Consider the following 14,255-nt stretch of genomic DNA (forward strand, 5'->3'; position numbering starts at 1 on the left):
GTTGGCGGTCGAAGTGACCAGTTGGCTGCGACTGTTTATTAAAAACATAGCACTCTGCAAACACGTAAGTGGACGTATAGGGTGTGACGCCTGCCCGGTGCCGGAAGGTTAATTGATGGGGTTAGCGTAAGCGAAGCTCTTGATCGAAGCCCCGGTAAACGGCGGCCGTAACTATAACGGTCCTAAGGTAGCGAAATTCCTTGTCGGGTAAGTTCCGACCTGCACGAATGGCGTAACGATGGCCAAGCTGTCTCCACCAGAGACTCAGTGAAATTGAAATCGCTGTTAAGATGCAGTGTACCCGCGGCTAGACGGAAAGACCCCGTGAACCTTTACTACAGCTTTGCACTGAACTTTGAGCCTACTTGTGTAGGATAGGTGGGAGGCTTTGAAGCAGTGACGCCAGTCATTGTGGAGCCATCCTTGAAATACCACCCTGGTATGTTTGAGGTTCTAACTCTGGTCCGTTATCCGGATCGAGGACAGTGTATGGTGGGTAGTTTGACTGGGGCGGTCTCCTCCCAAAGAGTAACGGAGGAGTACGAAGGTGCACTCAGCATGGTCGGAAATCATGCAATGAGCATAATGGTATAAGTGCGCTTGACTGCGAGTCAGACATGACGAGCAGGTACGAAAGTAGGTCATAGTGATCCGGTGGTTCTGTATGGAAGGGCCATCGCTCAACGGATAAAAGGTACTCCGGGGATAACAGGCTGATACCGCCCAAGAGTTCACATCGACGGCGGTGTTTGGCACCTCGATGTCGGCTCATCACATCCTGGGGCTGAAGCCGGTCCCAAGGGTATGGCTGTTCGCCATTTAAAGTGGTACGCGAGCTGGGTTTAGAACGTCGTGAGACAGTTCGGTCCCTATCTGCCGTGGGCGTTGGAAATTTGAGAAGAGTTGCTCCTAGTACGAGAGGACCGGAGTGAACGAACCTCTGGTGTTCGGGTTGTCACGCCAGTGGCATTGCCCGGTAGCTATGTTCGGACGGGATAACCGCTGAAAGCATCTAAGCGGGAAGCCTCCTTCAAGATGAGATTTCCCTGACTCCTTGAGAGTCCTAAAGGGCCGTGGAAGACTACCACGTTGATAGGCTGGGTGTGGAAGCGTTGTGAGGCGTTGAGCTAACCAGTACTAATTGCCCGTGCGGCTTGACCATACAACAGAGATGGTTACTAACGATTGACTGATCGAGATGATCAGCGGATTGTAAGCCGAGAGACGCAACGTTCGATTGATCGACTTGCGGTGTATTACTACAGAGTGTTTTACCGACTTATTTGGGGTTATCGCCGGTCACCAGAATGACCGACGCAAACAGCGATAACAGGCGGCGCAGGGCAACAAGCCCATAAGACCAAGCCAACCCAAGCCAGTTTGCCTGACGACAATAGAGTTGTGGAACCACCTGATCCCTTGCCGAACTCAGAAGTGAAACGCAACATCGCCGATGGTAGTGTGGGGATTCCCCATGTGAGAGTAGGTCATCGTCAGGCATCTAAATAAAAGAAAAGGCCACCCAAACGGGTGGCCTTTTTTTTATTTTGGATTCGATGAATTACTGCCACTACCCTGCAGCGCAACGCGCTGCCATGTGAGTCGTGCGCGACCCCGCCGCCAGCACAGCACCACGATCAAACAAAAAAAGCCCTGACCGCTAACGCGCTCAGGGCTTTTTTTATCGCCATTTACTACCAATAAATGACCACCAGGTTACCGACGCATTTTTAAACGGTTACCGAAACCCAGCAACCACGCCACTCAAACCGCCTATCCCAAACTTATTCACAACTCTATCCATGATTTCTGTGAGTAACTGGGTTTTCCCCAGCCTCCAAGACAAGTCGTGAAAGGCGTACAATCAACGGCAATGATTTTTGAGTTTCGCTCCGAAACTTATTCACAAAGAATTCATTCTCCTGGGGAAAAGCTATGCAGTGGGAATTACCCAAGCCTTTTATCCACACAGTGCAGGTCAAAGCGGAGCACGTGGACGGCCTGCACCACGCAAATAATGCAGAGTATGTCCGCTGGTGTGAGCGTGCAGCCTGGTCCCACAGTGTGGCGCTGGGGCTGGATGTCACCAATTACCAATCGATGGATCGGGGAATGGCCATTCGTCAGGCGGAGTACGACTATATACTGGCGGCTAGAGAGGGTGATGAGTTACTGATCGGTACCTGGCTGACGATGGTGGATGGTCGCCTCAATATGACTCGTAAGTTCCAGGTTTTCCGCGCTAGCGATGAGGCGCTGGTGTTACGTGCTAGTTGGCAGATGGTCTGTATCGAACTCTCCAGCGGTAAACCCAAGCGCATGCCGCAAGCCTTCAAAGACATCTATTGCCCTGCGGTGGTCAACGAGGATGAATTACCGCAGGGGCAATAACCCAGTCACCACCATTTATCGGGAGTGCCCATGAGCGATCAGAGCAAAGAAAGCGACGAAATTACCCTCACAAAGAACACTGGCGCTCTCAAGGGTAAAACCATTTTCATTACCGGTGCCAGTCGCGGTATCGGACGTGCAATAGCGCTCAAGTGTGCGGCTGACGGTGCCAACATTGCGATCGCCGCGAAATCGGCTGAGCCCCATCCCAAGCTGCCGGGTACTATTTATACGGTTGCGGAAGAGGTGGAGGCCGCCGGAGGCAAGGCGTTGCCCATGCAGGTAGATGTGCGGGAAGAGGATCAGGTCGCCGCGGCATTGAAAAAGACCGCAGAGACTTTTGGTGGTATCGATGCGGTGATCAACAATGCCGGAGCGATCAACCTCACCAGCGTCGAGGCAACGCCGCCCAAGCGCTATGATCTGATGCTCGATATCAACGCTCGCGCGGTATACCTCACCGCACACTTGGCGATCCCTTATCTGAAGCAGTCCGACTGCGGCCATATTCTCAGCCTGTCTCCGCCACTCAACCTCCAGCCGCACTGGCTGGGTCCCTTTGCCCCCTATGCGCTGTCCAAGTTTGGGATGACCATTCTCAGTATGGGGCTCGCTGAAGAACTGAAGAAGACCAATATCAGCGTTGCGACCCTGTGGCCGCGCACCTTGGTGGCGACTGCTGCGATCGAGTTTGCAGTGGGCAGTCGCGAGATGTTTGAGCAGAGCCGCAAACCTATGGTGATGGCGGATGCCGCTTATGAAGTCCTGATTACGGATAACAAAGGGCTGAGCGGTGCCCAATTGATCGACGAGGTACTGCTGCACGAACGCGGGGTGGAAGATTTCTCTCAATATGCGCACAATCCCGAAAAGGCTGGTGAATTGGCGGTGGATCTATTTCTGGATCCCTGATGTCGGTTCGCCGGGTGTGCAGGTCTGAGGTAAGTGGGGCAGTAGTGGATAAGAGCGAACTGGATGAATTTCACGGTGCAATGGGCGCACTGGGGGATGTGCAGCCGCTGGCCACCAGGCACAAGCAGGCGCCGCTGCACGCCGGCCAGAAGAAGAGTGCGGGTGACCCCCTGAATCAGCGTGCTCGCAGAGAAGCGGCTACTGCACAGACCGCGCGTGAGCTGAATCCTCTGGGTGAGGAATTTGTCGACCCGGTGGACCCCTGGGACCCGATTGAATTCAAGCGCGATGGGGTACAGAACGGCGTCTACCGCAATTTGCGGTTGGGAAAGTACACCGTGGATGCTCGCCTGGATCTGCACCACCACACCATCGAAATGGCACGCAGGGCCATTTATCAATTTGTTCGGGATTGCGTCGAAGCGGATGTGCGTTGTGCACTGGTCACTCACGGAAAGGGAGAGGGACGTAAGCAACCTGCATTATTGAAAAGTTGCGTCAACGCCTGGTTGCCGCAATTGCCGGAAGTACTCGCCTTCCACAGTGCGCAAAAACAGCATGGTGGGTTGGGGGCAACCTATGTCTTGCTGAGGAAAAGTGAACGTAAGCGTCTGCAGAACCTGGAGCAGCACCAGCGTCGTACCCGCCCGTAAACGCGCTGGATAAATAGGAAAAATTCCCGTCTCGTCATCAGTTTGTCACGTCTGACAACTACTCTATTCCCACAACGAAATTTTGCTTGTCCAGTTGTTTCATCGCACAACTGAATTGGTTTTCGTTGTTCTTCTCTCTTTGCATCGCACCAATTTTCTGGTGTTTTTTATACTTCCGTATTTGGAAGTACCTCCGCTTGGAGGATTGGAATCGACATTCGCATTGCGAATGGAGACCCTTCTTGAATGGTGTTTAAGCGGCCCTTGTGGCCGCTTTTTTTATTGCTGGATTTTGCTTGTTTACAGTTGGGCGCTGTGGTCTAGCGCGAGGCAGCTTCACCGCTTGGCGTGAATTCCAGGCGAGTGCCGTCACTGCCTTGCAGGACCAGTTTGTCGTTTTCACTATAAGCCTGGTTAACCCGGGGCAGTGCCAGCATAAAATCTTTTTCGAGCTCACTACTCTTGCGTCGGCCGCTCATGCGGGAGATTTTCGGGGGCTTGAGCCAGCGGATATCACCGCTGTCCTCCAGCGCGAATTTGCCCAGATAAGGGTTGGAGCCGGCACTGCCGCGGACAAAGCCGAGCTTGTCGCAGCCGAGATAGGGTCTATCTCGCCACATTTTTTGCCAGAACATGCGAGGTTTGTGTTCGCGGCCATCCACGGACAGGCTTTCCAGTAGCCACTGACGATCGCAGATGGAAGTTTTGCCGTTTGCGGTGAGGCTGGCAGAAGACTCGGAGATCTCGGAAGTGCCACTGCTGCAGGCCGCAAGAAGCGCGCAGGCAAACAGCAGCGCCGCCCGGTTGATAACGGGAGGCCGAGTGTTGCCCAGAGAGTTTCGATGAGACAAAGACAATAGCGAGTACAGGCGGTGCATGAGTTCTATCCGGTGGCCGTTTGCGCCATTTAACACCAATTGGCGTTCACGGTCTGTGACTCAAACGGTCTAATCGGGCCTGTCAATTGGCGGCCAGGCGGCAGGGAATGGACAGTGGCTTATTACTCTGCCTTGATATATTCAATGTAAATATCACCGGGCTCGTCGCGCAGTATCAGGCGGCCTCCACCGCTCTTCACAAATGCCTGGCGGGAGCCGGAGAGCGCGCGCAGATACTGGTTCTCCTGATCCATCAGTTGGGGTGGACCGGCCATCTTGGTGGAGGCAAAGCTCGCGGTATTCCACAGCAATTGCCCATTGGCGGTGACCTGTAAAGTGCCGCGGTAGGTGTTGATGCCGCTTTTACCCATGGCTTGGCCATCGGCGTTGCACAGGAAAGTGAACTCTTGGGGCTGATCGATGGGGATTGCCTGGCCGTTGATACGCAGCAGACGCATCTCCCACTTGTCACCGCACACACTGGCCATGGAGCCCGGAGTTTGGCTTGGCCCCGAGTCAGTGCTATCCATGCTCATACAGCCGGCGATTACGATGGCCAGGCCCGCGAGCCACACCGGAATCAGCTTGTTCATTCCATTCCGCTCCCTGCTTGCAGATAGACCAAGCTTAGTTGGTCCAATGCTTCTCGAGTGGTTTGAAGCGACAAGCTGCCGCGGAAATGATCACAGTTTCCGGTAGGCGCAGACGCCGGCGTATTCGGGAGAGCGCTTGGGCTAAGTGGGCTGGCGCACGCAGCGCACCACGACCTTCGACTCCAGCTCTTGCTCGAAACAGCGGAACCGGGTGCCATTGACGTTGAGAGAGCGCGGTGTGTCGCGGCTACTACTTCTGCGCTTGGTGGTGGACCGCACCGACATGTGTGCGGGGTCCATGTGGGGGGGCACGGCGCTACTGAACGCGCGTGTTGCCTGACTTTCCCTGGGCTCGGTTGATGTACAACCGGCAACAACTCCTGTCGCTATCGCCACAGCCAGCAGAATACTACTGAATTTCTGCACGCTTATACCTCGGTGGCTGGTTGAGCAGCGGCTTCACTGCCGCCCTCACTTTTCAGCGTAGAAGAGCCAGCTGCCAAAGTGTGCATTTATGCGCCAATAAAAGTAAGTGTGCGCCTAAAAGACCCGGGTCGCGCCACACGGATGTTGTGGGGTGCTGGGGAAGGGGTGCAGGGGAAGAGGCACAAAAAAGGGGCCCGGTGGGCCCCAATAAGAAGTGCGATGACGGTGCAAGTCGCAACTGTGCGAGAGATGGACTGTTAGAAGTTGTAGTTGCCTGTGAGAGCGATGGTTCTTGGGGCGCCATAGAAGCCGGTGTCGAAAGCGCCACCGAAGCCGTAGCCACCGACACGGTATTCTTCGTCGGTCAGGTTCTTGCCCGCCAGCCCCAGGTTCCAGTTGCCGTCAGCGCTGTAGTAGGTCGCTGTCATATCAACCAGGGTGTAGGCCTCCTGGTCTAGGATGCTCGGGATTTCGAAGATCTGGGTATCCGCGCGGTAGGAAACTGTCGGCAGGAATACCAGTTCGCCACCGTTGCCCACAGGCATTGAGTAGTTCAGCTGGAACATTGCAGTAGTGTCTGGCGTATTCTGCATGTCACGTTCATTGGAAACATCCACACCACCGGAAATGAATTCCAGGAATTCGGTATCTGCGAGACCCAGGGTGAAGTTGGCCAACAGGTTGTCGGTCATCGCCAAGGTGGCTTCCAGCTCCAGGCCCTGAATGCGCGCCTGGCCGGCGTTCAGCACGGCACTGGAGAAGCCTCCGCCGGGATTGAGCTGCTGAATGGTCACCTGCATGTCGTTGTAATCGGCGCGGAAGGCTGCTGCGTTCAGGCGCAAACGATTGTTGAGCAGATCGGATTTCACACCGAATTCGTAGGTGTCCACTGTTTCGGGATCGAAGCCGTCCACTGTGGAGGGCAATTTGCTTGCATCACCGCGCATGTCGAAACCACCGGATTTGAAGCCGGCGCTGTATTTCGCGTACAGCATGGTGTCATCGTTCACCTGATAATCCACGCCCAGGTGCGGGGTGAACTGTCCCCAGCTGTCGCTGTTCTCGTAATCGGTTAATGCACCCAAGAAAATGGCGGGGTCTTGGCCAGGATTGTACTTATCTGCGAACAGTGGGCTGTAGATGCCAGCGAAGTTCGCCTTGAAGACCTCGGCATCTTTATCGTCCTGGGTGTAGCGGCCGCCAACACTCAGGTTCCAGTCTTCAGCAAATTGCCAGTTGTAGTGGGCGTAGGCAGAAAGACTCTTGGTGTCCACGGAACCAGCTACTTGCTGGGTCAGGTTGATATAGCCGAGTACCGCGTCGAAGGCGCCCGCCGCGGTGCCGGTGTAGTAATAGAGTCCGCTTACCAGGTCGGCGTTGTCGCCCTGCCAGATCAGCTGGAATTCCTGGGTGGTCTGGTCGTCTTCGTAGTAGGCGGGAACGTCAAAGTCCGGACGGCTGGTGCTGTCGAAGTCGATAGCCGTTTCCGTTTCACCCTGGCGGTAAGCAGTGATCGACTTCAGGGTAACGCTGTCAGACATGTTCCATTCAGCGATCAGGGACATGCCGCTGGTTTCCACCAGGTTGTCCGAGGTCATATTTGATTCGGTGTCGTAAATACTGCCGAGTACCGGCTCGCCACCCAGGCCAGGGGCAAAGCGATGGCCGTGCTTGGCGGCGGACTCGTCTACGGTCTTGTCACCGGCCAGGCGTACCCAGACGGTATCGGAAGGGTTCCATTCCACGGCGAAGCGGCCGCTGATGATGTCTTTGTTGTACTGGTCTTTGCCAGTAATCACGTTTTCGCCGTAACCGTCGCGCTGGAAGCTGGCGATGGCGCCGCCGATATTGACGGTATCTGAGATGGCGGTAGAGCCGGCAATTTTCAGGTCGCGCTGGTTGTAGGAGCCGAGGCCGCCGCCAATTTTCAGCTCGGTGTCACCGGTCATTTTCTTGGTGACATATTTCACCGCGCCGCCGATGGTGTTCTTGCCGTAAAGGGTGCCCTGGGGGCCGCGCAGTACTTCCACCCGCTCTACATCGAGAATGTCCAGCACCGCACCCTGGGGGCGGGCGACATAGACGTCATCAATGTAAATGCCGACGCCCGGCTCAAAGCCCCATAGCGGGTCCTGCTGACCGATACCGCGAATAAAGGCGGTCAGGGTGGAGTTGGTGCCGCGGCTGGCCTGCAGCGTGGTATTGGGGGACAGCTTCTGAATGTCGGTCAGGTCGCTGATACCGTTCTGCATCAGCTGGTCAGAATTGATCGCGGTAACCGCCACCGGCACTTCCTGCATGGACTGCTCGCGCTTCTGCGCGGTTACGGTGACTTCTTCCAGTTGCGGATCTGCATAAGACAGGCTGGCACCGCAGGCGAGCATGACACCTACGGCAAGGGGATTGAATTTTATAGTTTTGCGCATGGCTCTCTCCGATCACCAGTTTATGGTTTTTATCTAAGTTACGGATCTGCACTGTATCGGCTGATGCTGTCCTTGCCTGCTAGACCAAGGTATGACGTTGGTCGGACGCAGTAGGCAGGACAAAAAACACACGATCGGTTAACCTGTTCATCATAAACAAAATAATGAATGAGGCGCCAATTGTTCAGCCTTACTTTACTGGCCGCCGTAGGCCTGATCTACCTGTTATTGCTGTTTGCCATCGCCTTTTGGGGTGACCGGCTGCCGGCTGCGCGTATTCGTCCCATCAAGCCCCTGCTGCTGGCCCTGGCCGGTACCTACACCAGTGCCTGGATGTTTTTTGGTACCCCGGCCCAGGCCGTTGAAGAGGGCTGGATTCTCCCGCCCACGTTTGTCGGCGCCAGTTTGATGCTTATCTTCGGCGCACCCCTGCTGATGCGCTTTGTGCGTCTTTCCAAGCAGCAGGGCTCCACCTCCATTGCGGATTTCATCAGCGCCCAGTACGGCGGCTCCCAGTGGCTAGCGGCGGCAGTGGCGCTGCTGGCGGTAGTGGCAGTGGTGCCCTATCTGTCGCTGCAGCTGCGCGCGGTGGCCGACAGCTTCCTGTTATTGGCTCAGGGAGGCGACACTACGGACTCCAGCGCCTCCATTGTCACCGCGGTGGTGAGCGTGACTCTCGGGGTGTTTGCACTGTTGTTCGGCACCCGTCATATCGACAGCAGTGTGCACCGCAACGGCATGTTGCTGGCAGTGGCCTTTGAAGCGCTGGTGAAGATCGGGGCGCTGATTGCGGTGGCCTGGTTCGTGCTGGATCGCGCGTTTGATGGAGCGGCCGACCTCGCTCGGGTGGCCCTCGATAGCGAGCGGGTGGCGGCGCTGGCGGAAGCGCGCCCGGCGGACACCGGCTATTTCGCGGTCGTCGTACTTGGGATGGCGGCCATCTTCTGCCTGCCGCGCCAGTTCCACATCCTGATGATCGAGAGCGACGACGAGCGCGATATAGGCCCGGTGCGCAAGCTGATCCCGCTGTATCTCGGCATCCTGTCTGCCGCCATTCTGGTGGTGGGTTATGGCGGTCTTCTGTGGCTACCGGGTGCCGGTGGAGAAGGTGCTGGCTACGCCAACCCGGAAAGATTCGTACTGGGAGTGCCGCTGGAGAGTGGCTCGTCCTGGCTGGCGTTGCTGGCCTTTGTCGGCGGCCTCTCCGCCGGGTCCAGCATGGTCATTATCGCCACCATTGCCCTGTCCACGATGATCGCCAACACCATGATCGTGCCCTGGTGGCTGCAGCGCCTGCAGCAACGACCTGCGGGCAAAGCGCTGGGTTCGGACTTGCGGCGGGTGCGACGGGTGATCATCGGCCTACTGATGCTGGCGGCATTCGGGGTCAGCGAACTGATCGGTCCCGGGGTGAGACTGGGGACTTTCGGGTTGCTGTCACTGGCGCTGGTGGCGCAGCTGGCCCCGGCAATGATCGCCGCGGTCACTTGGCCGTCGGGCTGGCCGCGACTGCGCGCTTCCGCCGTACTGGTCGGATTGTTGCTGGGAACGGCGATCTGGGCGCTGTCCGCGCTGCCGGCCGCCCTGGGACGGGCGGACTGGATTGGTGGCCTGCTCGGGCTTGAGTGGAGCCCGCTGAGCATCAGTTGTGTATTTGGCCTGGGCGTGAACGGGCTGGCGTTAATCGGGGTGTCCCTGCTGCAACAACACTGGCTACCGGCCAGTGCCAGTACCCAGTTGGCGCCCGTCGATCGGGCTCGTCTGCGACAGCTACTGGCGCGTTTTGTGGGTGAAGATGCGGCCGACCGCGCGCTCGCGCCCCTGCTGAAAAACGCCGACAGCAAACGCACCGGTTCCACTGCGGCCAAAGATTATCGAGCGGCGGTAGAGAAAATCCTCGCCGGCATCGTTGGCAGTACCAGTGCCCGCCGTCTGGTGCAGCAGTTGAGTCAGCCGGAAATCGCTGCGCAGCAGCTGGACCAGGCCTCGGATATTTACCAGTTTGGCCGCGGCCTGCTGCAGAGCAGTATCGACAATATCGACCAGGGTATCTCGGTGGTGGATGCCAACCTCAACCTGGTGGCCTGGAACCGTCGCTACCTGGAACTGTTTCACTACCCGCCGCAAATGATTTACGTGGGACGTCCGGTGGCGGAGCTGGTGCGCTACAACGCCCGTCGCGGCGAGTGTGGCCCCGGGGTGGTGGAAGACCATGTGCAGAAGCGGGTGGAGCACCTGCGCAACGGAACCGCCTACAGGGTACAGCGCCACCGCACCGATGGTGTAGTACTGGAGATCCGCGGCAACCCGCTGCCCGGCGGCGGCTTTGTAACCACCTATACCGATGTCTCCGATTATCAGCGCGCCCTCGGCGAGCTGACCGAGATTCGCAATTCCCTGGAGCAGAAAGTCGCGCACCGCACTGCGGAACTGGAAAGCGTGAACGAAGAGCTGCAAACGCTGAATAGTGAGCTGCACGCCGCCAGCGCGGGCAAAACGCGCTTCCTTGCCGCCGCCAGTCACGATCTGGTGCAGCCGCTCAATGCCAGCCGCCTGTTTATTGATGCCCTCGCCGCGCGCGAGCTGGAAGACGGCAACCGCCAGTTGCTCAGCCGCGCCGACAGCGCCCTCGCCGCCGCGGAACAGCTGATCACCGATATGCTGCAGATTGCGCGCATGGATGCCGGGGATATCAAACCCAGCTTCGCGCCGGTTTCCCTCGACAGCATCCTCGACGACGCCGTGGCCCAGGCGCGACTCGCCGCCGGCGTCCGCAATATCCGCCTGCGCTATCGCCGCAGCCATTTGTGGGTGCACAGCGACGAAAAAATGCTGCGCAGGGTTGTGCAGAACCTGCTGGATAATGCGGTCAAGTACACCCTTCAGGGTGGTGGGGTGTTGGTCGGCGCGAGAAAACAGGGCGGCAGTGTTTCCCTGGAATTCTGGGATACCGGAGTGGGTATTGCCGCGGAGCAGCAGCAGGCGATCTTTCGCGAGTTCTGTCGCCTGACACCCAAAAATGATGGCGCGAATGGGAGCCAGAGACAGCACGGTTATGGTCTCGGTCTGGCCACCGTGGAGCGCCTGTGTCGACTATTGCATTCCCCTATCGCACTGGCCTCGGTGCCAGGTCGCGGCAGTGTGTTCAAGGTGACCCTGCTGAGGGCGCGCGCCCGGGTCAGCAATGTGCGCCCGGCCAATACCATGGGCGGACGCGGTGTGGCCCTGAACCTGCGGATTCTGTGCGTGGACAACGAGCCATCGATACTCGAGGCCATGGCCGCATTGTTGAGTGGCTGGGGCTGCACGGTGTATTGCGCGCAGAATCGCAGCGAGGCGCTAGCGGCAACTTCGCCGGATTTGCTGTTAATGGATTTTCACCTGGACGATGGCGATAACGGTATTGATCTCGCCGCCGAGCTGATCGCGCGCTGGGAAAATGAGAGTGGGCACACCGTCCCCTGCGTGATCATCTCCGCGGAAAACACCAACACAGTCAAAACCCGTGCTCAGAATGCCGGTTGGCAGTTTCTGCAAAAGCCGTTGCGCCCGGCGGCGCTCAGGGCGCTGCTGCAGCAGAAGCGCGCGGTGCCCTCCGGCGGGCACAACACCAAGAGTGCGACCAAGGTCGTATAGGCAGGGCCGCACCGGCGGCGCAGTCTGAACCTCGGAAATTTAAAGAATAAGAAGTGGTATCTAAGCGATGAAAAAATACCTGTTGGAAATACTGATGTTCAGCGCCTACGCGCTGTTCGCCGCGAGCTGGGTGTCGGGCGCCATCCTGACGCCGGCGATCCAGTCGTCGTTTGGTGAAGAGGGCTTTGCCAATGCCACCTGGGGCAGCAATGTCATCACCCTGGCGAAAATCGCCGGCAACCTTGCTGCCGCGGCACTGTTAATGCGCCTGGGTGCCAAGCGCGCCTTCGCGCTGGCGATTGTATTGATCGCCGCCGGCGGTCTGGGCGCATTGGCAGGCAGCTACGCTGGCTGGTTGATGTCGCGCCTGGCCCTGGGCCTTGGCGGCGCCCTGGCGATCGTCTACTTTGCGCCGGTGGTACTGCACTACTTCTCCGCGGAAGAGCGCCCGCTGATCAACGGCATCAACGCCGCGGCATTCAATACCGGCAACCTCCTCGCGCTACTTTCCACCACTGCGCTTACCGCCTGGCTCGGCAGCTGGCAGTCGGTGGTGGTGCTGTACGGTGTGATGGTGCTGGCACTGGGGGTGCTCTGGTGGCTGAGTGCGGAAAACTTTTCCCTGTCCGGAGGTGCGGACAAACCGGCGGAAGAATACGGCCTGAAACAGGGAGTGAAGGAGTCTTTCAACTGGTGGTTACCGCTGGCGTATTGCGGCGTGCTTTTCTGTTACATCGCGGTATTCGCCCTCTTCCCATTGATCGATGGCTTCGCGGTTGCGAGTAGCCATCTCTCCGCGGTGATGATCGCCGCGGGCATGGTCGGCACGGTAGCGGGCATCATTGTCACCAAGCGCTACCCATTACGCGTGCCGGTTCTGCGCTACGCTGGCCTGGCCCTGGTGGGCTTCGCCGCGCTGATGGTCACCAGTCGCGATCCGGTAATTGCCTACGCCGCTGCCGCCCTGGCCGGTTTCTGCATGTTCCTGCCGATGACGGCGCTGGTTACCCTGCCGCAGGAGCTGCCGGGTATGACCCCTGCACGGATCACCGTAACCTTTGCCATGTTCTGGTCCATTTCCTACGGTGTGGAAACTGCGTTGATGTATGCCGCTGGCGTACTGGCAGATGTCACCGGCGAGCCCGCTTCCGCCGCCTATTTTGCGGTGGCTTGTTCCGCATCGCTTTTCGTTTTTTCATTCCTGTTACCGGAAAGCGGAAAAAAACCGGTAACTACGGCAAAAGATCTGGAGGCCGACAATGCCGCAGCCTGAATCTACCTTGAACCCGAAACTGGGCGAGTGGCTGGTTGCGGTCAACGCCCAGGTGGCAAACCTGAAAGCCGCCGGTTTCGAACCCACACCGATCTCCGCCCGTGAAAGCCTGGCGAACCTGACGAAAAATTTTGTCGACCCGGGTCCGGAAATGGCGGTAAGTGAAACTCTGGTGCACGGCGGTGAATACCCGGTGCCGGTGCGCATTTACCAGCCTGAAAACAGGGGCGAAGGCGCGGCGATTATTTACTGCCACGGTGGTGGTCATATGGCGGGCAGTGTCTCCGTGTATGACCCGATCTGCCGCCGCTTCGCTGAGGCCTGTGGTCGCACGCTGGTTTCGGTGGAGTATCGGCTGGCTCCGGAAAACCCGTATCCCGCAGGCTTGAATGATTTGATCAGTGTGGTGCGTCACCTGGGTGCCGCGCTGGACAAAAAGGGTATTTCGCACAACGGTCGCTGGATTTTGATGGGCGACTCCGGCGGTGGCGCTCTCTGTGCATCGGCCAGCCGACTGTTGCAGCATCAGCCAAATTCCATCGACGCTCAGGTGCTGATTTATCCCAGTCTGGATTACACCATGCAGACGCTGTCGATCGAGGAGAATGGTCGCGGTTATCTGTTGGAAAAAGAAAAAATTCTCTGGTACTTCGAAAATTATTTTCAGGGTTCGCAAAACCCTTACCTGGCTTCACCGCTGCACGGCGAATTCACGGCAAAACTACCGGCTACCCTGGTGCTCACTGCTGAGTTTTGTCCATTGCGGGATGAGGGCGTGGATTATGTGCGCAAGGTGCGTGAAGGTGGCGCCAATGCAGAGCATCTGCACTTTGGCGATATGATTCATGCGTTTTTGAATATTGAGAGTCTTGTTCCCGATGCCAGCGATCGGGTTTATCGCCACGTTGCTGAATATCTTCACGGCATATGACACTGTGGTACTGGTTTGGTGCTTTGGCCGCTTATGGTGGCGGCCAGGCAGCGGGGATCCGTTTTTGAAACCGCTGTGAATACATCCCTGTACGCTGCGTCGGCGACGTCCCTGTCGCCGACGCTTTCAAAAACGG

General features: G+C 57.7%; 10 protein-coding genes and 2 rRNA genes (1 of these 12 cut by a window edge). 8 read left to right on the forward strand and 4 right to left on the reverse strand.

The genetic code is table 11. From position 1 onward, the window contains the following. The 5 genes from GRX76_RS03955 to smrA form a co-directional block, all read left to right on the forward strand. Nucleotides 1-1,162 (forward strand): 23S ribosomal RNA (locus GRX76_RS03955) (it extends 1,719 nt beyond the left edge of the window). A gap of 221 nt (nucleotides 1,163-1,383) precedes the next feature. After that, a 5S ribosomal RNA gene (gene rrf, locus GRX76_RS03960) occupies nucleotides 1,384-1,499 on the forward strand. Between the two features lie 436 nt (nucleotides 1,500-1,935). Continuing rightward, entirely contained in the window at nucleotides 1,936-2,391 is a 456-nt protein-coding gene (locus GRX76_RS03965) for a thioesterase family protein (protein WP_160152119.1), read from the forward strand. Nucleotides 2,392-2,421: 30 nt separating this feature from the next. Then, the gene (locus GRX76_RS03970; RefSeq protein ID WP_160152120.1) at nucleotides 2,422-3,303 is read left to right on the forward strand and encodes an NAD(P)-dependent oxidoreductase; all 882 of its coding nucleotides are present in this window, start codon (nucleotides 2,422-2,424) and stop codon (nucleotides 3,301-3,303) included. A 44-nt stretch (nucleotides 3,304-3,347) separates the two neighbouring features. Continuing rightward, entirely contained in the window at nucleotides 3,348-3,956 is a 609-nt protein-coding gene (gene smrA / locus GRX76_RS03975) for a DNA endonuclease SmrA (RefSeq protein ID WP_236250541.1), read from the forward strand. A gap of 320 nt (nucleotides 3,957-4,276) precedes the next feature. Here the strand turns inward: smrA and GRX76_RS03980 are convergent, their stop codons facing one another. The 4 genes from GRX76_RS03980 to GRX76_RS03995 all read right to left on the reverse strand — a co-directional run bounded on the left by GRX76_RS03980 (nucleotide 4,277) and on the right by GRX76_RS03995 (nucleotide 8,279). Then, the gene (locus GRX76_RS03980) at nucleotides 4,277-4,834 is read right to left on the reverse strand and encodes an META domain-containing protein (protein ID WP_160152121.1); all 558 of its coding nucleotides are present in this window, start codon (nucleotides 4,832-4,834) and stop codon (nucleotides 4,277-4,279) included. Between the two features lie 122 nt (nucleotides 4,835-4,956). Then, nucleotides 4,957-5,427 (reverse strand): META domain-containing protein, encoded by a 471-nt coding sequence (locus GRX76_RS03985; protein ID WP_160152122.1) that lies wholly within the window; start codon nucleotides 5,425-5,427, stop codon nucleotides 4,957-4,959. Nucleotides 5,428-5,568: 141 nt separating this feature from the next. Then, nucleotides 5,569-5,712: a hypothetical protein gene (locus GRX76_RS03990; protein WP_160152123.1), complete on the reverse strand. Its 144-nt coding sequence runs from the start codon at nucleotides 5,710-5,712 to the stop codon at nucleotides 5,569-5,571. Nucleotides 5,713-6,110: 398 nt separating this feature from the next. Then, nucleotides 6,111-8,279 carry a TonB-dependent receptor gene (locus GRX76_RS03995; RefSeq protein WP_160152124.1) on the reverse strand — a complete coding sequence of 723 codons (2,169 nt, stop codon included), beginning with the start codon at nucleotides 8,277-8,279 and terminating at the stop codon, nucleotides 6,111-6,113. A 180-nt stretch (nucleotides 8,280-8,459) separates the two neighbouring features. On the opposite strand from GRX76_RS03995, the gene GRX76_RS04000 reads away from it, so the two are divergent. The 3 genes from GRX76_RS04000 to GRX76_RS04010 all read left to right on the forward strand — a co-directional run bounded on the left by GRX76_RS04000 (nucleotide 8,460) and on the right by GRX76_RS04010 (nucleotide 14,119). Then, nucleotides 8,460-11,915 (forward strand): PAS-domain containing protein, encoded by a 3,456-nt coding sequence (locus tag GRX76_RS04000; RefSeq protein ID WP_160152125.1) that lies wholly within the window; start codon nucleotides 8,460-8,462, stop codon nucleotides 11,913-11,915. 67 nt (nucleotides 11,916-11,982) lie between these two features. After that, nucleotides 11,983-13,188, forward strand: a complete 1,206-nt coding sequence (locus GRX76_RS04005; protein WP_160152126.1) for an MFS transporter — start codon at nucleotides 11,983-11,985, stop codon at nucleotides 13,186-13,188. Further along, nucleotides 13,175-14,119 carry an alpha/beta hydrolase gene (locus GRX76_RS04010; protein ID WP_160152127.1) on the forward strand — a complete coding sequence of 315 codons (945 nt, stop codon included), beginning with the start codon at nucleotides 13,175-13,177 and terminating at the stop codon, nucleotides 14,117-14,119. Before GRX76_RS04005 ends, GRX76_RS04010 begins: the two co-directional genes overlap by 14 nt. The last annotated feature ends 136 nt before the right edge of the window (nucleotides 14,120-14,255 follow it).

This window comes from Microbulbifer sp. ALW1 (assembly GCF_009903625.1).
GTDB lineage: Bacteria > Pseudomonadota > Gammaproteobacteria > Pseudomonadales > Cellvibrionaceae > Microbulbifer.